The sequence below is a fragment of the Mesorhizobium sp. P2_B5 genome, assembly GCF_056404775.1.
Window position 1 is genome coordinate 62,480 of record NZ_JBFUDJ010000008.1, and the last position, 23,686, is coordinate 86,165.

Annotated in this window: 18 protein-coding genes; 11 read left to right on the plus strand and 7 right to left on the minus strand. The window is 63.8% G+C overall.

Annotated elements, in window-relative coordinates:
- The first annotated feature begins 19 nt into the window (after nucleotides 1-19).
- Nucleotides 20-1,414, plus strand: a complete 1,395-nt coding sequence (locus tag AC1D1N_RS23375) for a multicopper oxidase family protein (RefSeq protein ID WP_477351334.1) — start codon at nucleotides 20-22, stop codon at nucleotides 1,412-1,414.
- A gap of 130 nt (nucleotides 1,415-1,544) precedes the next feature.
- A complete protein-coding gene (locus tag AC1D1N_RS23380) occupies nucleotides 1,545-2,858 on the plus strand; it encodes an NAD(P)H-dependent oxidoreductase (protein ID WP_477351336.1) in 1,314 nt (437 codons plus the stop codon).
- A 3-nt stretch (nucleotides 2,859-2,861) separates the two neighbouring features.
- Here the strand turns inward: AC1D1N_RS23380 and proC are convergent, their stop codons facing one another.
- The 3 genes from proC to AC1D1N_RS23395 form a co-directional block, all read right to left on the minus strand.
- Entirely contained in the window at nucleotides 2,862-3,677 is an 816-nt protein-coding gene (gene proC / locus AC1D1N_RS23385) for a pyrroline-5-carboxylate reductase (RefSeq protein ID WP_477351338.1), read from the minus strand.
- Nucleotides 3,678-3,762: 85 nt separating this feature from the next.
- Entirely contained in the window at nucleotides 3,763-5,082 is a 1,320-nt protein-coding gene (locus AC1D1N_RS23390; protein ID WP_436258297.1) for an O-antigen ligase family protein, read from the minus strand.
- Nucleotides 5,051-6,049 (minus strand): glycosyltransferase family 2 protein, encoded by a 999-nt coding sequence (locus AC1D1N_RS23395; protein WP_477351340.1) that lies wholly within the window; start codon nucleotides 6,047-6,049, stop codon nucleotides 5,051-5,053. Before AC1D1N_RS23395 ends, AC1D1N_RS23390 begins: the two co-directional genes overlap by 32 nt.
- 171 nt (nucleotides 6,050-6,220) lie before the next feature.
- Between AC1D1N_RS23395 and AC1D1N_RS23400 the strand changes: the two genes are divergently transcribed.
- From AC1D1N_RS23400 to AC1D1N_RS23410, 3 genes are read left to right on the plus strand one after another with little or no spacing between them, the layout of a single operon-like run.
- Nucleotides 6,221-7,393 (plus strand): glycosyltransferase, encoded by a 1,173-nt coding sequence (locus AC1D1N_RS23400; RefSeq protein ID WP_477351342.1) that lies wholly within the window; start codon nucleotides 6,221-6,223, stop codon nucleotides 7,391-7,393.
- Nucleotides 7,390-8,184 carry a WecB/TagA/CpsF family glycosyltransferase gene (locus tag AC1D1N_RS23405; protein ID WP_477351344.1) on the plus strand — a complete coding sequence of 265 codons (795 nt, stop codon included), beginning with the start codon at nucleotides 7,390-7,392 and terminating at the stop codon, nucleotides 8,182-8,184. Before AC1D1N_RS23400 ends, AC1D1N_RS23405 begins: the two co-directional genes overlap by 4 nt.
- On the plus strand, nucleotides 8,181-9,104 hold the full coding sequence (locus AC1D1N_RS23410; protein WP_477351346.1) for a DUF6492 family protein: 924 nt from the start codon (nucleotides 8,181-8,183) through the stop codon (nucleotides 9,102-9,104). Before AC1D1N_RS23405 ends, AC1D1N_RS23410 begins: the two co-directional genes overlap by 4 nt.
- Here the strand turns inward: AC1D1N_RS23410 and AC1D1N_RS23415 are convergent.
- Nucleotides 9,101-10,396: a lipopolysaccharide biosynthesis protein gene (locus tag AC1D1N_RS23415; RefSeq protein ID WP_477351348.1), complete on the minus strand. Its 1,296-nt coding sequence runs from the start codon at nucleotides 10,394-10,396 to the stop codon at nucleotides 9,101-9,103. The two genes, AC1D1N_RS23410 and AC1D1N_RS23415, sit on opposite strands and share 4 nt — an antisense overlap.
- A gap of 198 nt (nucleotides 10,397-10,594) precedes the next feature.
- Here AC1D1N_RS23415 and AC1D1N_RS23420 point away from each other — a divergent pair, with 198 nt between their 5' ends.
- From AC1D1N_RS23420 to AC1D1N_RS23435, 4 genes are all read left to right on the plus strand, one after another.
- Nucleotides 10,595-12,892, plus strand: a complete 2,298-nt coding sequence (locus tag AC1D1N_RS23420) for a GumC family protein (RefSeq protein ID WP_477351349.1) — start codon at nucleotides 10,595-10,597, stop codon at nucleotides 12,890-12,892.
- Nucleotides 12,893-13,247: 355 nt separating this feature from the next.
- Nucleotides 13,248-14,147: a bifunctional methylenetetrahydrofolate dehydrogenase/methenyltetrahydrofolate cyclohydrolase FolD gene (folD, locus tag AC1D1N_RS23425; RefSeq protein WP_477351351.1), complete on the plus strand. Its 900-nt coding sequence runs from the start codon at nucleotides 13,248-13,250 to the stop codon at nucleotides 14,145-14,147.
- Nucleotides 14,148-14,200: 53 nt separating this feature from the next.
- Nucleotides 14,201-15,163 (plus strand): GlxA family transcriptional regulator, encoded by a 963-nt coding sequence (locus tag AC1D1N_RS23430; protein WP_112561945.1) that lies wholly within the window; start codon nucleotides 14,201-14,203, stop codon nucleotides 15,161-15,163.
- Nucleotides 15,164-15,311: 148 nt separating this feature from the next.
- Nucleotides 15,312-16,976, plus strand: coding sequence for a vWA domain-containing protein (locus tag AC1D1N_RS23435; RefSeq protein WP_436258305.1), 1,665 nt, complete (start codon nucleotides 15,312-15,314; stop codon nucleotides 16,974-16,976).
- A gap of 69 nt (nucleotides 16,977-17,045) precedes the next feature.
- Here the strand turns inward: AC1D1N_RS23435 and edd are convergent, their stop codons facing one another.
- The 3 genes from edd to zwf form a co-directional block, all read right to left on the minus strand.
- Nucleotides 17,046-18,869: a phosphogluconate dehydratase gene (gene edd, locus AC1D1N_RS23440; RefSeq protein WP_477351353.1), complete on the minus strand. Its 1,824-nt coding sequence runs from the start codon at nucleotides 18,867-18,869 to the stop codon at nucleotides 17,046-17,048.
- Between the two features lie 65 nt (nucleotides 18,870-18,934).
- Complete coding sequence (pgl, locus tag AC1D1N_RS23445) at nucleotides 18,935-19,651, minus strand: 6-phosphogluconolactonase (protein WP_477351355.1); 717 nt, start codon at nucleotides 19,649-19,651, stop codon at nucleotides 18,935-18,937.
- The gene (gene zwf, locus AC1D1N_RS23450) at nucleotides 19,633-21,102 is read right to left on the minus strand and encodes a glucose-6-phosphate dehydrogenase (RefSeq protein WP_112561949.1); all 1,470 of its coding nucleotides are present in this window, start codon (nucleotides 21,100-21,102) and stop codon (nucleotides 19,633-19,635) included. The genes pgl and zwf overlap by 19 nt, the downstream gene beginning before the upstream one ends.
- 324 nt (nucleotides 21,103-21,426) lie before the next feature.
- Between zwf and AC1D1N_RS23455 the strand changes: the two genes are divergently transcribed.
- Nucleotides 21,427-22,173: an SDR family oxidoreductase gene (locus tag AC1D1N_RS23455; protein WP_352558744.1), complete on the plus strand. Its 747-nt coding sequence runs from the start codon at nucleotides 21,427-21,429 to the stop codon at nucleotides 22,171-22,173.
- Between the two features lie 180 nt (nucleotides 22,174-22,353).
- Nucleotides 22,354-23,649 (plus strand): Mur ligase family protein, encoded by a 1,296-nt coding sequence (locus tag AC1D1N_RS23460; RefSeq protein WP_477351357.1) that lies wholly within the window; start codon nucleotides 22,354-22,356, stop codon nucleotides 23,647-23,649.
- The last annotated feature ends 37 nt before the right edge of the window (nucleotides 23,650-23,686 follow it).

The following is a 23,686-nucleotide window of genomic DNA, read 5'->3' on the forward strand; positions in this document are numbered from 1 at the left end:
TGTTCAGTTGGAGCGCTAGATGACCGTACTCACCCGCCGCAGGCTTCTAAAAACAGCCGCGGTAGCCGGCGTCGGCGGGGTCGGTCTTGCGGCGATGGCCAGGCTCGGCGGCTGGGCCGCGGCCGTTCCGGAGCCGGTGGTGCTCAAGACGGCAAAGGTTCAGGCGAAGTTCATGGATGTCGGCGAGACCCGGGACGTGCTGACTTATGGTGAAGGCGGAATGCCGCCGGTGCTCAGGATGAAAAAGGGCGAGCCTTTCGCCGCGCGCCTCGTCAACGCCATCGACGATCCGACGACCATCCACTGGCACGGCATTCGCGTTCCAAACAAGATGGACGGCGTCCCCTTCCTGGTTCAGCCCTACGTCTACACCGGCGATCATTTCGACTACGCCTTCACGCCGCCCGATGCCGGCACCTTCTGGTATCACCCGCATTGCAACACGCTGGAGCAGATGGGCCACGGCCTGACCGGCGTGATCGTGGTCGAGAATCCCAACGATCCGAAATTCGACGCCGAGGCGGTCGTCAATCTGCGCGACTGGCGGCTCGGGGACGACGCCCAGTTCATCCAGCAGTTCCGCCCGCGCGATGCCGCAAAAACCGGAACCTATGGCACGGTGCGCACCGCCAACTGGCTCGACCAGCCGCAATTCGACGCGCCGGCCGGCGGGTTGGTGCGCCTGCGCGTCGCCATCACCGACGTCACCCGCATCTACGCCTTTCGCGTCGAGGGCGCCGAGGCCGCGGTCATCGCGCTCGACGGCAATCCGGTGCCGCAACGTTTTTCGCCCGATGCCTTGCTGCTTGGACCGGGACAGCGCATAGACCTCGCCATTCGCATGCCCGACCAGGAGGGCGCCATCGTCAATCTGGGCGATGTCAGGGGCACCAAGCCCAAGACGCTCGCCACCTTGCGCAGCACCGGCAGCTCGCTCAAGCGGGACCTGCACGACCTCGCGCCGCTGGAAGCCAATCCGGTGGCAGAGGTGGACCTCACCAGCGCCAGGCATATTGCGCTCTCGCTCAGCGCCACGGCCGAAAACGTGCCGAGCGATAGCATATGCGGCCCGCTCGGCTACAGTTTCTGGGCCATCAACAAGGTGCCGTGGCCCGGCGACACGCCGGACCCGACCGCACCCTTGGCCGAGTTGAAGCTCGGCAAAAGCTATGTCATCGACATGGAGAATCTGACGCCGCAATCGCATCCGATCCATCTGCACGGCATGAGCTTCAAGGTGCTGTCGTCATCGACGCGCCAGGTGCAGCCGGCAATCTCCGACACCTATCTCATTCAGCCCAATGAGAAGGTGCAGCTCGGCTTCGTCGCCGACAATCCCGGCGACTGGCTGCTGCACTGCCACATTATCGAGCATCAGAAATCAGGCATGACGAGCTACGTCAGGGTGGTGTGACGCCGCACCTGTTCCTGCTCGACGGGGCGTATTGTCGGAGAAATTGCCACTGTCCGCCGGTTTCGTTGGCAAAGCAGGGTCGTTCCCTGCTATTCCCGCCTGCAAATCAAGAAGCCGTGGACACGCTTGCATGACCAATGTTGCCCTGACCGGACTGGCCCGCGATCTCGCCAGGCGCGCCGCCGAGGGCAAGCCGGTGCGCATCGGCGTCATCGGCTCCGGCGAAATGGGCACCGATCTGGTCACGCAAGGCATGCTGATGCCGGGCATTTCGATCTGCGCCATCTCGACGCGCCGCCCGCACACCGCGCGTGACGCCATCCGCATCGCCTACGGCGACGAAGCGATGGCGGTCGAGGCCGACACGGCATCGAAAGTCACCACCGCGATCGAGTCGGGGAAAATCGCCATCACCTCGAACGAGACGCTGGTCACCAATCCGCTGATCGACGTCGTCATCGACGCCACGGGAAAGCCCGGTGTCGCCGCAGACTTCGACCTCAAGGCAATGGAGCATGGCAAGCATCTGGTGATGATGAACGTCGAGGCCGATGTCACCATCGGCTGTTATCTCAAGCAGCAGGCCGACCGGCTCGGTGTCGTCTATTCGGTCGGCGCCGGCGACGAGCCGTCGAGCTGCATGGAGCTGATCGAGTTCGCCTCGGCACTCGGCTACACCATCGTCTCGGCTGGCAAGGGCAAGAACAACCCGCTCAACCACGATGCCGTGCCGGACGACTATCGCGAGGAAGCTATCCGCCGCAACATGAACCCGCGCATGCTGGTCGAGTTCGTAGACGGCTCGAAAACCATGGTCGAGATGTGCGCCATCGCCAACGCCACCGGACTGGTGCCCGATGTGCCTGGCATGCACGGCCCCAAGGCCGACCGCGACCAGCTGGCAAAGGTGCTCATTCCACGCGCCGATGGTGGCATCCTGTCGAAGAAGGGCGTCGTTGATTACACGATCGGCAAGGGCGTGGCGCCCGGCGTCTTCGTCATCGTCGAGGCCACGCATCCGCGCATCGTCGAGCGCATGGACGATCTGCATATCGGCCACGGCCCCTATTACAGCTTCTTCCGGCCCTATCATTTGACATCGCTGGAAGTGCCGCTGACCGCGGCGCGCATCATGCTCTATGGCCGGCCCGACATGGTGCCGCTGCCGAAGCCGGTCGCCGAAGTCTGCGCGGTCGCCAAGCGCGATCTCGCCGTGGGCGAAACGTTCGATGCCATTGGCGAGACCTGCTACCGTTCCTGGACCATGACCGCTGAAGAGGCGCGCGCCCACCGCGCCGTGCCGGTCGGCTTGCTCGAGGGTGGCAAGGTGCTGAAACCGGTCAGGAAGGGCGAATTGCTGACCACGGACAATGCCACGCCCGACCAGACGACAAGGCTGTACGCCCTGCGCAAGCTGCAGGATGAGATGCTTTACGGGGGCTGAAGTCTACTTCCCCAGTTCCACCGACCTGAGCCGCGCCGCTTCCACCGCCTCGGTCAGCAGCTTCGTCAGCCGGTCTTGGCCCATCAGCACCGCAAGTGCTGCGGCGGTCGTGCCGTTGGGGCTGGTGACCTGCTGGCGCAGCACGCCGGGATCCTCGCCGCTTTCGGCGGCGAGCGCGGCGGCGCCATAGACGGTCTGCATGGCCAGCAGCCTGGCGGTCTCGGTCGGCAGACCGGCCTTCTCGGCGGCGACCGTCAGCGCCTCGATGAAGTGGAAGATGTAGGCCGGACCGGAACCCGAAACCGCGGTCACCGCATCCATCAGGCCTTCATCGTCGATCGTCGTCACCACCCCGCTCGCCGACAGCAGCTCGGCGACGAAACGCCTGACATCGTCGGTCACCAGCGGGTTGGAATAGACCACCATCATGCCTTTGCCGATCGCGGCCGGCGTGTTCGGCATGCAGCGGATGACCGGCGCGAGATGGCCGAGGATGTGCTCGAACGTGGCGACCGGCGTGCCGGCAGCGATGCTGACGAAGGTGGTCCTGCCATCGGCGAAACGCTTGTAGGCAGCGGTGACGTCGCGGATCACTTGCGGCTTCACGGCGATGACGACGAGGTCGGGCTCAGCATCGACCGGGATGCCGTTGGCATCCTCGGCGACACCGCAGCCAAGATGCTCGGCGCGCTTGCGCAACTCGGCATTGGGCTCGACCACGAACACGGCATGCGGCGCAAGCTTGCCGGATTTCAGCCAGCCCGCCAGCATGGCGTAACCCATATTGCCGCAGCCGGCGAGAACAAGCCTGATCGTCATTGAGAGCCTCCGAGACAGGCTTCTCCTTAAACGCTCACCGACGGGCGGGGAAGACCCTCAAGGCTGGCTGGATCAGGCCAGCCGGTCAAGGTCGCCGGCGCACCGCGATCGGCCGCAGCGACACTTGCCTCAGGCCAAGCACGCCGAGCACGAAGAACAGCCAGACCGGGTCGCCGCGATGAAAAAAGAAGCTTTCGAGAAAGGCGTTCAGCGCCGTGAACAGCACCACCATCATGAAGAAATCACCGAGATAGATGTTCTCCTTGCGCGGCGGGATGCGCATGTAGTCGCGCAGCGGCGCGATCAGGAAGGTGTAGACGGCCACACAAAGCGCCGGAATGCCCATCAGCACGGCGATGTCGAGATAGCCGTCATGGCCGTGCACGATGGTCCTGATGTCCCAGGGCCGGTCGAAAGGCTGGTCCTGGCTGAGCAGCAGCGGCGTGCCCCAAAAACTTTCATAGCCGTAGCCGGTCCACGGCTTCTTCGCCAGCATCTCACCCGAGAACTCCCACAGCGTCGTGCGCCCTGTATAGGTGAGGTCGGGGAAGTAGGTTGCCGCCAGCTCCTTGACCGGTGGGATGAAGACGATGCCGAGCGTGCCGACCGCCGTGGCGATGATCGCCAGCGCAAACAGGATCGGCGTGCCGAACCGCATTCCGATCAGGCCGGGCAGCACCACGATCAGGATCGAGAACGGCACCAGACCCGCCGTCGTCTTGGAGCCGGTGTGCAGCATGAAGACCATCGCCGCGCCGAAGATCGCCGCGCCCCAGAACCGCTGCCCACGCCGGAAGAGATAGAGCCCGGCGAAGCTGAAGCAGGCCATGACAGGGCCGGCGATGTTCTTGTGAGCGAAGACGCCGCGCCACAGGCCGGCATGCTCGGGCTCCTGCGAGTCCGCCGTGTGCAGGGCTTCATGCGGAAAAACGATGAGGCCGATATAGGACAGGCCGATAACGACGATGGCGGTGAAGATGATGACTTTCGAAAAACTGTCGGCGTCGCGCGGCAGCACCAGGACCGTCGCTATCGTCAAAATACCGAGCAGCGTGAAGAAGGCCGCGCGCATCGCCGAGGACGGGTCGGTCGCGTTGACCACCGAAAGCATGAAAAAGCCGAGCATCAAGATCCAGGACGGGCTGAGCAACGAGCGCACCACCTTGGGGTCTGCGAACGTCAGCAGTGAGAAGATCGAAATGGCGCCGAGCGAACTGAAGCCGAGCTGGTTGACGATGTCGCCTCCGTCGCCGGTCAGTTCCGCACCTGCCGGCTGAAACGGCCGGAACGACACGATGATGACGGCAAACAACAGCGCGGCAATCGCCGTCGCCACGCCGTCGCGGGTGACGATGCCGCCCAGCAGCAGCTCGTCAGTTCTTCTCAGGCTGCCTGTATTGCTCATTGGCGTATCCGAATTCGGCAAGCACGCGGCCGAGCGCGACATAGACGGGATAAAGCGCTGTCGACGGGGAGCCTGTTCGCGCCAGCTTGACTGCACCGCGCAGCGGCGAGGCGGCAAGAAGCGCCAAGCTTTTAGCAAAAACCTTAACCCCGGCCAACGGTGTGCCGGCGCGTTTCTTCTTCTCGACCAGTGTCGAGATCACGCCGTTGCGCAAGGATCGGGCACGGATCCAGTCAGCCTCGACGCGCCTGGCCGGGACGCCTTCGCGCACCTTGGCCTCGGCGCACCAGCCAAGCACGAACCCTTTCTGCGCCGACCGGCTGAGAAAGTCGGAATCGCCGCCACCCATGAAATTGAAGCGGAGGTCGAGGAAGGGCGGCCCCATGGTGGTGAGCACGTTGCGCCCGACCAGAAGATTGCCCGAGGAATAGAGCGCCGCAACACGGCCAGTTTCGCGATAGGGCGGCGCAAACACCGGGTGCTCGGCCCATTTCGCATGGGCCGGATCGGCAAACACCGGTACTTGCGGCCCGCCGACAATGTCGGCGCCGAGTGTCTCCGACGCATTGCACATCCGCTCCAGCCAGTCGGCGTCGGCGATCTCGTCATCGTCGATGACCAGCAAATGCCTGAAGTCCGGAAAATGCAGGATCGCGGTTTGCCAGCCGGCATTGTAGGCGCTGCAGTTGCCGCGCTCATGCGCGATGATGACCATGCCCGTCATATCGCCGCGCTCGAACAGCGGCACTGCCGCCTTGGCGCCTTCACGCGCATCGGCTTCGTTTTCGATGACGATGACGGCAAAACGCCTGGCAGTCGTTTGCGCCTTGAGCGACGCCAGCGTTTCCAGGAGCAGTTGCGGCCGCTTGAAAGTCGGCAGCGTGACGACGGCTTCAATGGTGTCGGCGGCGAGCCCCGGAGAGCGTCCCGCGATCGATACCGAACCGTCCGATGGCAAAGGGATCATCCGCTCCAGCCGCATGTATTAAATCTGGCTTCCGATAGCACCGCGATGATAACGTTTCGTTAATCACCTTTCGCAGCGAGCCTGCTGATCGGTGCCTTTCATCCGTTGCGTTGCGTGACTTAATCAAGGGTTCACCCAGCTTTGATAGTGGCTGACGCCTGGATAGGTGAGATGCATCTGCTGTTCGCCACATCGATCGTGCCCGACGGCGCACTCGCTTCGGGCTATGAGATCGCCAACGCTGCGATCATCGCCGCCTTGCGGCGCGCCGGCGTGCGCGTCACCGTCATCGGCTTTATTTGGCCGGGCAAGGCGGCAAGCGACCCCGAAAACACAATCGTGCTCGGCGCCGTCGATGTGCGCACGGAAAGCGCATCGGCGATGCGGAAGCTCGCCTGGCTCGGCAAGGCGATGCTGTCAGGACTCACCTTCGCTTCCGTGAAGCTGCGCGCGGTTTCCGACAGCGAAGTCCGCGCCGCCATCGAACGTGCCGGCCCCTTCGACGGCTGTGTCCTGAATTCCGTGCAGTTCGCTGGCGCCTTTGAAAAACTGTTCGCCGACCGCCCATCGATCTTCGTCGCCCACAATGTCGAACATGCTTCGGCCAGGGAGAATGCGGCCGCAGCAAACAGTCGCTTCCAGCGCCTGCTGTTTGCCCGCGAGGCGAGGCTCCTCAAGACCATGGAAGAGCGGCTCTGCCGCCGGGCCCGCTTCATCTTCACGCTGGCCGAGGAAGACCGCGCCGCACTGGGTGTTGCCTCCGATGACCGCTCGGCGGTGCTGCCGCTGGTGACCACCGCCACGGCGCCGAAGCCGGTAAAGCCGCGCATCATCGATTGCGACGCGGCGCTGATCGGCACCTGGACCTGGCAGCCGAACCGAATCGGCCTCGACTGGTTCCTGGAAAAGGTCGTGCCGCATCTTCGCCGGGACTTTCGCATCAGGATCGCCGGGAACATGCCGTCCGACATCACCTCCGCGCATCCCGGTGTCGAGTTCGTCGGCCGCGTGCCCGACGCGCAGGCTTTCGTGCGCGCCGCCGCCGTCATTCCGCTGATCAGCACCGCCGGCAGCGGCGTGCAGCTCAAGACCATCGAAACCTTCGAGCTTGGCCTGCCGTCGGTCGCCACCAGCCGCTCGCTGCGCGGCATCGACCATCGCCCGCCCAATTGCGTGGTGTCGGATGATCCGGCCGCCTTCGCCGGCGCGCTGGAAGCGGCGGCGGCCGATGTCAGGGATGTCGACGGCACCGCATTCCATCGCAGTCAAATGAAGGCACTCGACGCCGCGATCAGGCTCGGCCTGGAAAGGCTCGGGCCGGTCGGGCAGGAGGTGTTTGCATGAACATGCACACCGCCCGCGCCGCCCTTGGGCTCGATACGCTGAAGATGATCCTCGGCATTTCGGTCCTCGCCATCCGCTGGGATGACGCGATCGCGCTGCTGGCCCGGCTGATTGCCGAGCGGCGCTTCACCAAGATCAGTTTCCTCAACGCTCACAATGCCAACATCGCCTATACCGATCCGGTCTTTGCCGAAGCGCTCGACGATTTCCTCATCCTGCCCGACGGCGTCGGCGTCGATCTGGCGGCAAAGCTGCTCTACGGCGCACCATTCCCGGACAATCTCAACGGCACGGATTTCATTCCGGCCTTTCTGCAGGCATCGGCAAGGCCGCTGACCGTCGGGCTGCTTGGCGCCACCCGCGCCAACGCCGAGGCGGCGTCGATCAAGCTGGCTGCGCTGGCGGTGCAGCACAAATTCGTCGTCATCCATGACGGCTATTTCTCGCCCGCCGAAGAGCAGGCAATCGTCGACCGCATCGAGGCGTTGCGGCCCGACGTGCTGCTTGTCGCCATGGGCGTGCCGCGCCAGGAATTGTGGATCGCCCGCCATATCGATGCTCGCCACTGCACGCTGCCGATCGCCGTCGGCGCGCTGCTCGATTTCCTCTCCGGCTCCGTGCCGCGGGCGCCGCTGTGGATGCGCCAGTTGAGGCTCGAATGGCTGTTCCGCCTGTGCATCGAGCCGGGCCGGCTGTGGCGCCGTTACGTCGTCGGCAATCCCTTGTTCCTGTGGCGTGTCGTCAGGCAGAAATTCTCGCATCGAACCAGGCCTGCCGGAGAGCTGCGGTGAACAGCCGCTTCGTGCCTGATGCCGCCGCCGACACGGGCGTCCTGCCGCAGACGCCGACAGCGGCGGTGGTGACCGCCAGCTATGCGCCGGATTTCGAGCGCTGCCGTCTGCTGTGCGAGACCCTCGACCGCCATGTCTCCGGCGTGGCGCATCACTACATATTGGTTGAGCATCGCGACGTGGCGCTGTTTCGCCAATTGGAAAACAGCCGCCGCACCGTCGTCGACGAACGCGATCTGCTGCCGCGCTGGCTGCGCGTGTTCGACGATCCGATGAGCCTGTTTCGCCGCCGCCTCTGGCTCAGCTTCAAGACCCAGCCGCTGCGCGGCTGGCATGTGCAGCAGCTGCGCCGCATCGCCATCGCTGGGCATGCTGGGGAAGACGTGCTGGTCTTCTGTGATTCCGACGTCGCGTTCGTCAAACCGTTCGATCTGAACGCCTTCTGGCGCGACGGCAAGGTGCGGCTGTTCCGGCGCGACGGCGTGCTGTCGAGCGAGGGTCACGACGAGCACCGCATCTGGTCGCGCAATGCGGGCTCGGCGCTTGGCATCGATCCATCCGAAGTTTCGACCCACGACTATATTTCGACGCTGATTGCCTGGCGCCGGCAGACCGTGACGGCGATGTGTGCCGAGATCGAGAAGGTGCATGCGCGCGGCTGGGTCGAGGTCATCGGTTCGGCACGCCGATTCTCCGAATGCATGATCTATGGCCGCTATGTCGACGATGTGCTGCAAGGCGCCGGCCATTTCCACGGCCCGGAAGAATTCTGCCGCGTGCACTGGACCGGCGAGGCGCTGTCGGACGGCGAATTTCGAAGCTTCGTCGCCGCCATGGCGCCCGAACAGGTGGCAATCGGCATGCAATCCTTCATCGGCACCGATATCGGCCGCATCCGCCGCCTGATCGGGCTGGACTAAATAGCTTTTGCCGGCTTGCGCATCGCTGAATAAGTCAGCAGCGCCGAGGCGAGATAGAGCAGCAGGAACACGACATTGAGCGACAGCACCAGCGTGGGCGTGTCGGCAATCGTGGTCAGCACATAGGTCAACAGCACCGCCTTCAGCCCGGCCAGCAGGCCGAGATTAAGGGCGCGGATCGCGGTCTGCCCGCGCGCGAACAAAAGCTCGGCCTGGTATTCGACCAGGTTGCGCAGTCCCGGCACGCCGATCGCCAATGCCACCAGCGGTGCTGCCTCGGCGACGTTCCGGCCCAACGCATTGGGGAAGAAATGCAGCACGATGCCGAGTGCCGCCAGCGCCAATGTCGACACCAGGAACACGCCGGCTTCGATGCCGCTCTTGACCCGCAGTCGCGACAACAGTTCCGGCGCCCGCATCATCCGCTGCACCAGCATCATCGAGAAGGTGCGGATCGGGATTGCCGTCAGATCGACCAGCCGCATGATGATGGCATAGATGCCGGCCAGGTGCGGCCCGCCGATCGCCAGCACGAGCAGCTTGTCGAATTCCGACTGCAGATAGAACAGCACTTCGGCGCCGGCGACATAGATCGAATCGGCAAGCCGCCTGAGGTAGAGTTCGGTGCGCAGCCTGAGCCGCTGGCGTGGATAATAGAAGCCGAAGGCGAGCAACAGCGAGGCAGCGTTGGCGCCGATATAGAACAACGACCACACCCAGACGCTGTGCTGACCCGAAAGCATGAACAGCACCGCGCCGAGCGCGCGGAACGCCGTGGTCACGATCGAAAGCACGGCGGCGCGGCCGAATTTGCCGAGCCCATTGTTGACGATCAGCACCACCTCGACCGGCCGCCACAAAAGTGCCTCGGCAAAGACGATTGCGGCAAAGACGGCCAGCGGCACGGTGCTGGCGAAGAAAATCAGGTAGACGACGTAGGAGGCCGCCGCCAGCAACGGCAACGACACGGCGCCAAGCAAGAGGAAGCCGGCTGTGAAGGTGCCGATCAGGTTGGGTCGGATGGTGGCGGTCCGGTAAAGCGCCGAGATGAAACCGAAGGCAAGGATGCGCGACAGCATGACGCCGGCCGCCGAGGCGGTGGCGAACATGCCGAACTCGGCGATCGACAGCGTGTTGGCGAGTGCGATGAAATAGGCGAGCGAGAACACCAGCCGCCCGCCGGCGCCACTGATCGCAGAGAGATAGTCGCGGACCAGCTCCCGTCGTTCGGCCACGAAGGTACCGATCCGGGCGAGTGTCCGCCTTTGCGGTGTGTCGCTGGCCTGCATCATGTCGAGGAAAGCCATAGGCTGGAAAGTTTAACGTGCGGTTCTGACCATCCTTTTACGCCCTCGACAATGTGCGGCAGAAGCGAGAAACTTCGGCTTCGGACCAAGGAAATTAACCTTTTGTTTCCCATGCCTGTTTAGCGTGGCTTAACGATTGGCCGACCGCCGCTCCCAAGCCGCCAAGGGTAAAGTTTCGAGACAATGGTCGACAGGGAAAACCGTGAAGACTGGAGGCGCGAGCGCTCCCTCTTGGCGCTTGGCAAAGCTGTGCGCGGCGACGAGGCAGCGGATGCGTCGCCGGTTTCGATCGGCGACCGGGCCGACCCGTCATGGCGCGAGGACGCCGCCACGCGTCACCGGATCGCCCGCTCGCAGCGCGAGGCGCGGTCGAATCCCGCGCCAGCGTCACCGCCCGAGCCGCCACGAGCCGACCGCGAACCCGTTTCGGGCGAGGCGTCTGACTTTAGACCGCGTGACGAGGCTACCCGGTTCGAAGCCTACCGTTCGCAACCCGCTTATGAGCCCCGCTATGCCGACGAGCAGCGGCCGGACCGCGACGATGACGACGATCAGCAATGGAAGCCGCTGATCGATCCGTTACAGGTCGTCCGCGGCATCACCCGGTCCAAGCTGTTGATCGTCTCGACGACGATACTGGGGACGGTGCTTGGCGTTGCCGTTGCCGTCTCGACGCCGAAGAAATACGAAGCCACCACGCAGATGGTCATCGAGCCAGGTGACCTGAAGCTGTCCGACAACGATCTCACCCAACCTGTCGGGCAGCCCGACGCGGCGCTGGCCGTTGTCGAAACCCGTATCAAGATGGTGACGTCCGGCAAGGTCCTCGACAAGGTCGTCGCCGATCTCAATCTCGTCGACGATCCGGAGTTCAACGGACAGGGGCCCGGTGGCCTTGGCGTCATGTCGCTCATCCGCTCGATACTGTCGCGCCAGGATGGACCTGGCGGTGCCGGCGAAGTGCGCCGCCAGGCGCTGGCGGTTGGCAATCTGGCCAAGAGCCTGTCGGTCGAACGCAGCGGCAAGAGCTTTGTCGTTTCCATCAGCGCCACCACCCAAAGTGCCGACAAGTCGGCGGAGATCGCCAACACGACGAGGGACGTTTTCCAGCAGGAGGCGGCCCAATACCAGTTCGGGATGGCCGGACGCGCGACGGACCAGCTGACGGCCAAGCTCGATGACCTGCGCAAGGATGTCGAGACGGCCGAGCGCAAGGTCGAGGATTTCAGGGCCACGCACGATCTCGTCGACGCGCAGGGTCATCTGATCAGCGACGACCAGATGCTGAAGCTCAACGAGCAGCTCTCCGTCACCCGGGCCCGCACGCTGGAACTCAATGCCCGTGCCGCGTCGGCGCGTTCGCTGGACGTCAATTCGGTTATCAACGGCACCTTGCCGGAAGAAATCAATTCCAACACGATGAGCGAACTGCGCGCGCAATATGCAGCTTTGAAGCAGGAGGCCGACCGCGCCGCCGTGCGTCTGGGGCCGCGTCATCCCGAATACCAGGCGCTCAATGCCCAGCTCGACGGCTCACGCGAGCGCATCGCCGGCGAACTGCGCCGCATCGCCTCGTCGCTGCAGGTCGACTTGAAGCGCTCGGTCCAGCTTGAACAGGATCTCGCTTCCCGCCTGGCCCAGGCAAAGGTGCAGAGCGGCGACGTCAACAGCGACCTGGTCACCTTGCGCGAATATGAGCGTGATGCCACTGCCAAGCGCTCTGTCTATGAACAATATCTTCTGCGCGCCAAGCAGACCGGCGAACAGGTAAAAATCAACACCACCAACATCAACGTGCTGACCGAAGCGCAACCGCCACTCGAACCCAACGGACCGTCGCGGGCTGTAATAGCGCTGGCCGGCCTGCTGCTCGGCCTTGCTTCCGGCATCGGCCTAGGTGCGATGCGCGGCGCCTTTGCAAGCCTGCGCGACGCCGCCAATTCGCGCTCGAGCGGCCGGATGGACGAGCGCCGGCCACCGGTCGAAGACAAGGTCTATCGCGCGCCGCTGCCTGCACCTGCAGCACCTCCGGTGCAGCCGGTCGAGACGGCTCCCACCCGGAACCCAGGTCTGTTCGGCGGGATGCTTTCGGCCGTCCGCAAAGCCATGCCAGGCGGCGAGGCGCCGCTGGAAAGACCCGCCAAGACAGGCCACGCCCAACCAGCCGCGCCGGCCATCGCCGAGCGCACAAGACCGATGCAGGAGCCTGCCGGCTATCGTCAGCCGGACTTCCGACACGAGGCTCCGCACGCCAATCCCTATGAGCAGTACCCTGCCTCGCAGCCCGCTCAGCCGGCCGACTACGCCTATTCGCAGCAGCCGATGCCCGCAGCGTCCGAGCTGTGGCCTTCTACGCAGACCGCGGGGGCGGCGCCGGACGGCCAGCAGGCGCAAATCGACGATATTCGCGCCGGCCTGCGCGAATTTCGCGAGGCGGTGCGCGAACTCACCGAAAACCGTTCGCGCCGCCGCTATTTCTGAGCAATTCCAGGAAAAGTGTGAAACGGTTTTCCCGGGAAAAGCGCGTAGCGCGCGTTCCCTTGGGAATTGCGTCAAAACAAGAAATAGAGCGGTTCAGCCTTTGCGTGAAAGGATGAGCCGCTCTGAGCCCGCCGGCACGGAATAAAAGCGGCCGGTTTCGAGTTTACGGCATCTGACGGCGCTTTGACGGGATTGCCCAAGCGAAATTTCGTGAAAATGCCGCGCAGCATGGCGCTCAAAAAGCGCTGCCGTCGGGCTTGACCCGAACGGGCGGAACGTTTGGAACAACGACATGCGCGAAACAACGTTCAGGGCGCGCGGCGCGCCTTGGCTGGAATGATATCGAGGATGGTTCATGGCCGAAGTGATTGACGGAAAGAGCGTCGCCGAAGACGTGGCTCAGAAGGTCAAGACCTTGACCGCGGACTTGATCGCCAAGGGCAAGGCCAAGCCCGGCCTGGCGGTGGTCATTGTCGGCGAGGATCCGGCAAGCCAGGTCTATGTCGCCTCCAAGTCGCGCACCGCCAAGGAATGCGGCTTTCATTCGCTCCAGCACACGCTGCCGGCCGACACGTCCGAAGAAGCACTGCTGAAGATCATCGGCGAGCTCAACGCCGATCCGGCCGTCAACGGCATCCTGGTGCAGCTGCCGCTTCCCGCCCATATCGATGCCGGCAAGATCATTCAGGCCATCGCGCCGCAAAAGGATGTCGACGGCTTCCACTTCATCAATGTCGGCAAACTCGGCACCGGCGAACTCGAAACCGCCTTCGTGCCTTGCACGCCGGCAGGCTCGATGCTGCTGATCGAACGCGTGCGCGGCAAGGATCTTTCCGGCCTCAACGCGGTGGTCGTCGGCCGCTCCAACATCGTCGGCAAGCCGATGGCCAATTTGCTGCTTGCCGCCAATTGTACAGTCACCATCGCCCACAGCCGCACCAAGGACCTGCCGGCGCTGGCCCGCACCGCCGACATATTGGTGGCGGCCGTCGGCCGGCCAGAAATGGTCAAGGGCGATTGGGTCAAGCCGGGCGCCACGGTGATCGATGTCGGGATCAACCGCATTCCGGCACCCGAGAAGGGCGAAGGCAAAACCCGCCTCGTCGGCGATGTCGCCTATGCCGAGGCGGCGAAGGCCGCTGGCGCCATCACCCCGGTGCCCGGCGGTGTCGGACCGATGACCATTGCCATGCTGATGGCCAATACGTTAGCCTCAGCATACCTTGCGGCCGGCTTGAAGCGGCCTTCCTTCTGACCGAGAAAGCAGCTTCTTTGCCGAACCCCATTGTTCCCTCTGAACGGCCGGTCATGGATGATCCCGTTCAAGGCGGCCGGCAATTCGCGTTCCTGCTGGTCGACAAGTTTTCGATGTTTTCGCTGGCCGCGGCAATCGACACTTTCCGCTCGGCCAACCGCCTGCTCGGCCGCGATTTTTACGGCTGGACCACGGTCTCGGCCGACGGTGACCCGGTCATGGCCTCCAACGGTCTGCCGCTCAAGATCGACTATGCCGTCGCCGACTTGCCGCCGGTCGACATCCTGTTCGTGTCGGTGGGCTTGTCGATCGAGTTCCCCGGCAAGAGCAAGGTGCTGGCGGCGCTGCGCAGCTGGGGCCGGCGCGGCAACGCGCTCGGCGCGCTGTCGGTCGGCTCTTATCTCCTGGCCGAAGCCGGCCAACTCGAAGGCTATCGCTGCACCATCCATTGGGAGAATCGCGCCGGCTTCGTCGAGCGCTTTCCCGATATCAACTGCACCGGCAACGTCTTCGAGATCGACCGCAAGCGCTACACCTGTGCCGGCGGCACTACCTCGATCGACCTGATGCTGGAGATCGTGCGCGGCGATTTCGGCTCCAACCTTGCCAACGGCGTCGCCAACCAGTTCCAGCACGAGCGCATCCGCTCCGCCGGCGACCGCCAGCGCGTCGGGCCGGAACGCGACCTGACCGGCAAGTCGGAGAAGCTCAGGCGTATCGTCGAACTGATGGCCGACCATCTCGACGAGCCTTTGTCGGCGGTGCAGCTTGCCAAGTCGGCGGGCCTGTCGGTGCGCCAGGTCGAGCGCCTGTTCCTGCGCCATTTGAGCGTGACGCCCGGCCGCTATTACATGCGGCTCAGGCTCGAGCGCGCGCGCGAATTGCTGCGCCAGACCAATATGCCGATCCTCGATGTGGCGATCGCCACCGGCTTCACCTCGCACTCGTATTTCGCGCAGAGCTACCGGCTGCAGTTCGGCCGTCCGCCTTCGGAGGAGCGGCGTACCACCTACTGATGCGGCGCCGAGCCAGCCTCGGAACAGGTCTCGGCCGGCGCCAACCCTGTTACACTGCAACCGTTCGTGACACGCTCTAGGCTTGTGTCCGAACGCGCCGTCAAATAGCTTCCGGCGCGGACCAGAGGGCGGCCTCAAGGAGATTCCAATGGCGGGACTTTTGCGGAGCGTCGCTGCGGCGCTGCTCCTTTTGTCGATGACGTCGCTCGGCTTTGCCGCGAACAAGGTCATCATCATTCTTGACGCCTCAGGCTCGATGTGGGCCCAGATAGACGGCAAGCCGAAGCTCGAAATCGCGCGCGAATCGCTCAGAACCGTGCTGCAGTCAGTCCCGGCCGACGACGAGATCGGCTTCATGGCCTATGGCCATCGCGAGAAGGGCAGCTGCGAGGACATCGAGCTGATCGTGCCGCCGCAGGCCGGCTCGGCCAGTGCCATTTCGGCCGCTGCCGACAGCCTGAAATTTTTGGGCAAGACGCCGCTGACCGCTGCCGTCAAGCAGGCGGCTGAAGCCTTGAAATACACCGAGGACAAGGCGACCGTCGTTCTCATCACCGACGGGCTTGAAACCTGCCAAGGTGACCCGTGCGCGCTGGGCAAGGAACTGGAAGCGTCGGGCGTCGACTTCACCGCCGATGTCGTCGGCTTCGGCCTGACCGCCGACGAAGGCAAGCAGATCGCATGCCTGGCCGACAACACCGGCGGAAAATACATCCAGGCTTCGGACGAGAAGGCGCTGCAGGAAGCGCTGGTCGAAACCGTCGCGGCCCCAGCACCAGCGCCTGAACCCGCTCCGGCGCCTGCTCCGGCACCGGCGCCCGAACCGGCCAAGCCGGAATTCAACCTACTGCCGACCTTGGTGCTTGCAGAAGGCGGTGATCCGGTTACCGACGGCAATGCCTGGGAAATCTACAAGGCAAAATCCGACGGCACGCGTGGAGACAACGTCACCACCGAATACGGGGCCTACAGGGGCAATCTGGAGCCGGGCGACTACATCATCGTCGCGCGTGACGGCGAGGCCAAGACCGAACAAAAGCTCAAGATCGAGGCAGGCCAGGTTTACAGCCCATTGTTCACGCTGAACGCTGGCACGCTGATCATCCATCCGCGTCCCAGCGCGGGGGCGGATGTCGTCGATGGCGCGGCTGTCGTGGTCGACTATCCGGGCGCTGACAATCCGGCGACCTATTACGGAACCACGAAAGTCGTGTTGCCGGCCGGCGACGAGAAGGTGACAGTCACGATCGGGCAGGGCGTGGTAAGCGAAACAATCCCGCTCGCTGCCGGCAAGACCGTGGAAAAGGACATGATCGCCGGCGTCGGACATGTCGTTGTCAATGCCTACTATGTCGCCGGCGGCGACAAGGCCGACGGTTCCGGCATCGGCTTCAAGGTGCTCAAGGCGAAAAAGAAGATCGACGGAACGCGGCAAGAAGTGACCTATGCCTATGGTCCAGACAGCAAGTTCGATCTGCCGCCCGATGACTACGTGTTGATCACGACGGTCGACCTCGCCGTCGTCGAGCAGCCGTTCACCGTCAAGGTCGGCGAGTTCGACGATGTGAAGGTCGCCATGAACGCAGGTGTATTGGCAATCACCGCGCCCGGCGCATCGAAGATCGAGATTTTCGAGGCCAAGAAGGACATCAACGGCAATCGCAAGTCACTTGGCTACGCCTACGACCAGAAGTATCAGGCGGCGATAGCAGCCGGCGATTATGCAGTCGTCTCGGAGAAGTCGGACAACAGTTCGAAGGAAGGCACCGTAACGGTCAAGGCCGGCGAGCGAGCCGAGCTCACGGTGCAATAGGATCGTTCGCACGAATGCAAAAAAGGGCGGCCACCAGCCGCCCTTTTTCATATACGAGGCAACAATGCGTCAGGCCGTGCCGAAAGCACTGGCGCCATGATCGGCGCGGCCGACCAGCTGGCGGAAACCGGCGAACAGCTCGCGGCCGAAGCCGAACTCGTTGCCGATGAGATCGATGTCGGCCGTGCGGCGCAGCGCGAGCTCAGGCCCAGGCACCAGCACTTCCAGCGTGCCGGCGTCGGCGTCGAGCCGGATGATGTCGCCGTCATGGATCCGGGCGATAGGCCCTTCCTCGACCGCTTCCGGCGTCACATGGATCGCCGCCGGCACCTTGCCGGAAGCACCCGACATGCGCCCGTCGGTGACCAGCGCGACGCGCTGGCCGCGATCCTGCAGTATGCCAAGCACGGTGGTCAGCTTATGCAGTTCCGGCATGCCGTTGGCCTTCGGCCCCTGGAAGCGGATGACGGCGATGAAGTCACCTGTGAGCGTGCCGGCCTTGAAGGCTTCGTTGAGGCCTTGCTGACTGTCGAACACCTTGGCCGGCGCCTCGATGACGCGGCGTTCGGGCTTCACGGCGGAGGTCTTGATGACGGCATGGCCGAGATTGCCGGCCAACACCTTCAGGCCGCCGGTCGGCTGGAAGGCTTTGGCGAACGGCGCCAGCACTTTCTCGTCGCCGCTCTGCAGCGGCGAGGCTTCGCGCACCACGCTGCCGTCTTCGCCGAGCTTGGCCTCGACCGCATAGGGCCGGAGGCCTTCGCCCCACACCGTCTGCACATCCTCATGCAGGACGCCTTCGTCGAGCAGTTCGCGGATCAGGAAGCCAAGCCCGCCGGCGGCATGGAAATGGTTCACGTCGGCGAGCCCGTTCGGATAGACACGGGCCAGAAGCGGCACCGCTTCCGACAGGTCGGAAATGTCCTGCCAGGTCAGCGTGATGCCGGCTGCCGCCGCCATGGCGATGAGGTGGATGGTGTGGTTGGTCGAGCCGCCGGTGGCGTGCAGGCCGACCACGCCGTTGACGAAAGAGCGTTCGTCGATCATGCGGCCGACCGGCGTGTAGGCGTTGCCCAGCGCGGTGATCGCCAGCGCCCGCTTCGTTGCCTCGCGCGTCAGCGCGTCGCGCAGCGGCGTGCCCGGATTGACGAAGGAGGCGCCGGGCGTATGCAGGCCCATGATCTCCATCAGCATCTGGTTGGAGTTGGCGGTGCCGTAGAAGGTGCAGGTGCCCGGCCCATGATAGGATTTGGACTCGGCCTCGAGCAATTCAGCGCGTCCTGCCTTGCCCTCTGCATAGAGCTGGCGAACCTTGGCCTTCTCATCATTGGGCAGGCCCGTCGTCATCGGTCCGGCCGGCACGAACACCGCCGGCAGATGGCCGAAGGTGAGGGCCGCGATCACCAGCCCCGGCACGATCTTGTCGCAGACGCCGAGATAGACGGCGGCGTCGAACATGTTGTGCGACAGGCCGATTGCCGCGGCCATGGCGATCACGTCGCGTGAGAACAGCGACAGCTCCATGCCCGGCTGTCCCTGGGTTACGCCGTCGCACATGGCCGGCACGCCGCCGGCCACTTGCGCGATGCCGCCAACTTCGCGCGCGGCATCCTTGATCAGCGCCGGAAACGTCTCGAACGGCTGATGCGCCGACAGCATATCGTTGTAGGAGGTGATGATGCCGAGGTTCGGCACCTTGTCGGCGCCGAGGGCCAGCTTTTCAGACGGGCTGCAGACGGCAAAGCCATGCGCGAGGTTGCCGCAGGACAACACCGAACGGTTGGCGGTGCGGCTCGAGGCCTCGGCGATGCGCCCGAGATAGCGCTCGCGGCCGGCTTTCGAGCGCTGGCGGATGCGTTCCGTGATGGCTTCGATGTCGCGTCTGGCTGTCATGGTCGGTCCTTTCGAGCCCCGGAAAACGTCCTCCCACTGTTTGCCGGGGCTGCTTTTCGTGAAAATCAGGGTGCCCAGAACACCTCTACCGGTATGGGGGCTGCTTCGAGCACTTTGCGAATGGGCTTCTTCGCACCCGGTCCCATCGCATTCTCGAAGGCGGTGCGCTTGTCCTCGCCTTCAATATGCAGCGCGATGAAGCCGGCGGCGATGATGCGCGCCATCGATAGGGTCAGCCGCGGCTCGCCGCCGCTCGGTGCATGCACCGGCAGCACGATCCTGCGCGAAGCAGGATCGAGCAAGTCGCTGAGGTTATCTGCATCGGGAAAGAACGACGCGGTGTGGCCGTCGCCGCCCATGCCGAGCACGACGACGTCGAGCGGCCAGGCCAGTGCCTTGAGTGCCATGTCGTCGGACGCTGCGGCAGTCTCGATGCTTGCGGCCTCGTGATACATCGGCACGAATTGCGCGGCTGCCGCCGCGTTCTGCAGCAGGTTGGCGGCTACCAGCCCGGCATTCGAGCGCGGCGAGGAGGCCGGCACGAACCGTTCGTCGACCAGCGTGACCGTCACCTTGTTCCAGGCGATCGGAATGGCCGACAGCGCTGTAAAGAATTTCGCCGGCGTGGTGCCGCCGGAAACGGCAAGCAGAGCCGTGCCGCGCTCGTCGATGGCCTTGGTCAGCCGCGCCGCGACGTTGCCGGCAAGGGCTGCCGCCACGTCCTGGCGCCCGGCAAAGCCGTTCCAGCTGTAGGCGGGCTCGCTCAATTGCTCTCGTGCCATGTCCGCCCGTCGCGTTCGATCAGCGCAATCGAGGCCGAGGGGCCCCATGTGCCGGCCGTATAGCCTTGCGCTTCCTGCCTGGCGCTTTCCCAGGCGTTCTGGATCGGATCGATCCACTTCCATGCCGCCTCGACTTCGTCGCGGCGCATGAACAGCGTCTGGTTGCCGCGCACGACATCCATGATCAGCCGTTCATAGGCATCGGGCGCGCGACCGTCGAAAGATGTTGCGAAGCTCATGTCGAGAGGGATCTGGCGCAGCCGCATGCCGCCCGGGCCCGGATCCTTGATCATGATGAACTGTTTGACGCCTTCGTCGGGCTGCAGCCGGATGACCAACTGGTTGGCGAAGATCGGTCCGGCGCTGTCGCCGAAGATCGAATGCGGGATTGGCTTGAACTCGATGACGATTTCAGAGACCCGGGTCGCCAAACGCTTGCCGGTTCGGAGGTAAAATGGAACGCCGGCCCAGCGCCAGTTGCCGATCTCGGCCTTGATGGCGACGAAGGTCTCGGTGTTGCTGTCCTTGCCGAGCTCGTCGACATAGCCTTTGACGGCGCCACCGGCCGAGGCGCCGGCACGATACTGGCCGCGCACGGTGTGCTTGGGCGCTTCATTGCCATTGATGCGCTTCAGCGCGCGCAGCACCTTCAGCTTCTCGTCGCGCACGGCGTCCGCATCCATCGACGACGGGGCCTCCATGGCAACCAGGCAAAGCAGTTGCAGCATATGGTTCTGCACCATGTCGCGCAGCGCGCCGGCCTTGTCGTAATAGGTGACGCGGTCTTCCAGCCCGACGGTCTCAGCGACCGTGATCTGCACATGGTCGACATGCGCCGAGTTCCACAGCGGCTCGTAAAGCGCATTGGCAAAGCGCAGCGCCATCAGGTTCTGCACCGTCTCCTTGCCGAGATAGTGGTCGATGCGGAAGATCTGGCTTTCGTGGAAGTCGTCGCCGACCAGGTCGTTGAGCTTGCGCGCCGAAACGAGGTCGCGGCCGATCGGCTTTTCCAGCACGATGCGCGAATTCGGCGTGATCAGATTGTGCGCTTTCAGCTGGTGCGAGATGTCGCCGAACAGCGCCGGCGCTACCGCCAAGTAGAAGGCGCGGACGCGGTCGCTATCGCCGATCGCCTTTTTCAGCTTGTCGAAGCCGGCGCCCGTCGTCGCGTCGGCCGACACGTAGGACAGCCGCGCCAGGAACGTCTTCAGCTCCTTGGCGTCGATATCGGCCGGCTTGACGTGTTCGGAAATCGCTTGGCTGGCGAAAGCCTGGAATTCCTCGTCGCTCATCTTCGAGCGCGACGTGCCGATGATGCGGGTCGGCTCGGAAAACTGATGGTCGCGCTGGCGATGGTAGAGCGACGGCAGGAGCTTGCGTTCCGACAGGTCGCCGGTGCCGCCGAAGATGATGAAGTCGAAGGGATCGACGGGGATGATCTGGCTGGTCATGGTCTGTCCGCTTTGACGCCGCACACTGTGACGCGGCTGGATATAATCTAATCGATTTAAATTATCCAGTGCCATGGTGTCACATCAAGGACCAATCACTGCATATTGATTCGGTCCAAATGTGCCTTGACACTGGCTGCCACCCGGAGGCTTTTCGTCAAGGTATGGTCCCGGGGAGCTTTTCGCACCTGCAACATAGAGCGGGAATGTGACGAAAGCTAATGCATGTCGCTCAAAAGTGGCCCCGGTTTTGAGAGTACGACATGCATCAAAACAAAGAGAGAAATGCGCTTGCGAGGTGATCTTGGAATGAGCGGGAAAAGCATGCGTCTGGAAAACAAGGTCGCCGTCATCACCGGTGCGGCAGCGGGCTTCGGCGAAGGCATGGCCAGGCGCTTTGCCGAAGAGGGTGCCAAGGTCGTCGTCGCCGACCTCAACGCCAAGGGCGCGGAGCGTGTCGCCGCCGACATCGGCGAGGCCGCGATCTGGACCCAGACCGACGTTTCGCAGCGTTCCGAATTCGACGAGATGGTCTATGCCGCAAAAAACGCCTTCGGCCGCATCGACATCATGGTCAACAATGCCGGCTATACCCATCGCAATGGCGACATGCTCGACGTCGACGAGGCGACCTTCGACCTGATCACATCAGTCAACATGAAGGCGATCTACCATGCCGCACTTGCCGTGGTGCCGATCATGGAGCGGCAGGGCGGCGGCGTCATCCTGACCACGGCTTCGACCGCAGGTCTGCGGCCGCGGCCGGGCCTCACCTGGTACAATGCCTCGAAAGGCTGGGCGATCACCGCCACCAAGTCGATGGCGGTCGAACTCGCGCCCAAGAACATCCGTGTCAACTGTCTCTGCCCTGTCGCCGGCGAAACCGCCATGCTGGAGAAATTCATGGGCGCCGACACGCCCGAAATCCGCGAGAAGTTCCGCGCCTCGATCCCGCTCGGCCGGCTGTCGACGCCGCTCGATATCGCCAACGCTGCGCTGTGGCTCGCATCCGACGAAGCCGCCTTCATCACCGGCGTGGCGCTGGAGGTCGATGGCGGCCGCTGCATCTGAGCAATTTGAGGGAAGTACCTCTCTGTCTGCAAGGCGTGGCGGCAGAGTAACGTCATCAAGAGTTCGCATCGGTTCGCCGATCGGCCGAGGAACGAGCAGTTGACGTCGTCACGTCAGGCCCCAGTTTGACTTCACGATCCACCGAAAGGCATAACGGATCGGGGTTGGTGTTGACGGGAGATGAAGATCAAGCAGCCGAAGGCACGCAACGATCTGGGCTGGCGGCTGCGGCTTTACCTGGCCAGACGTGCGCGGGCGCGAAGCAAGGCGACGTTCATCGGCATTACCGGAAGTTCCGGCAAGACGACGGCGGGGAGCCTGCTTGGACATATCCTGGCGGGCCACGGTTCGGTCTATACGCAGGTTCTGGCCAACACGATGAAGCTGTTGGTCTCGACGCTATCCAGGCGAATGAGGAAGAGCGGCAAAACCGACTTCGTCGTCTTCGAGGCGGCTGCGTTCGGTCCGGGTACAATGAAGCCGATGGCCGAGTTGCTTCGCCCTGATGTGGCTGTTGTCACGATGGTCCGGCTGGAGCATCGCGCCAGTTTCAAGACTCTGGAAAACGTCGCGCGTGAAAAGAGCGCACTGGTCGCGGCGCTGGAGCCAGGTGGCTTCGCAATGCTCGACGCCGATGATCCGCATGTGCTGGGCATGGCTTCAGTGAGCGATTGCCGCGCCGTCACATTCGGCACATCGGAGCAGGTGGATTATCGCGTCAGCGATATCGAGGCCGCCTATCCCAAGCCGTTGCGATTCTCGCTCCACTGGCGCGGCGGTGTGCTCGATATCGAGACGCCGTTCCCCGGCGCGCATTTCTGGCTGCCGACGGTCGCGGCCGCGGCAACAGCTCTTGAATTGGGAGTGCCTGCGCAGATCGTAAAGGACAGGACCGCGACGTTCCAGCCCCTGGAGAACCGCGGCCAGGTGCTCGCCCCCGCTGGCGGCCCCCACTTCATCGTGGATGCCGCGAAGGCGCCCTGGCATTCTCTGACCCTCGCTTTCGACATGGTAGCCAGATCCACATTCGGGCGAAAACGCATCGTTCTTGGCCAGCTATCGGATTTTGCCGGCTCGAACAGCAAGTATGCCCACGCCTACAGCAACGCACGCGAGATCGCAGACCAGGTGATCTATGCCGGCGATCACGCCCATCGCTCCAAGGCAAGCCAGTCTGATCGCGATAGCGGCCGCTTCATCGAACTGCGCACGGCAAAGGAGGTGTCGGACTACGTCGCGCAAACCGCGCAGCCGGACGAACTGATCCTGATCAAGAGCTCATCCAGCCTTCACCTCGAGCGTGTCGCGCTTGCCTGGACCCACAACGTCCAGTGCTGGGTTTCGGTGTGCGGCAAAACTGAGGGATGCGAGCAATGCGGTCTCTACGAAGTGCCGTTTGAGCAGCACCGCGAGTTTGTGGCGCAGAAAAAATTGAAGCGCCGCAAGCACAGACTGCTGCGGCTCATCGGTCGCTAAAGCTTTTTGGCCCGAGCACGCCGCGCCCCGTTTGACT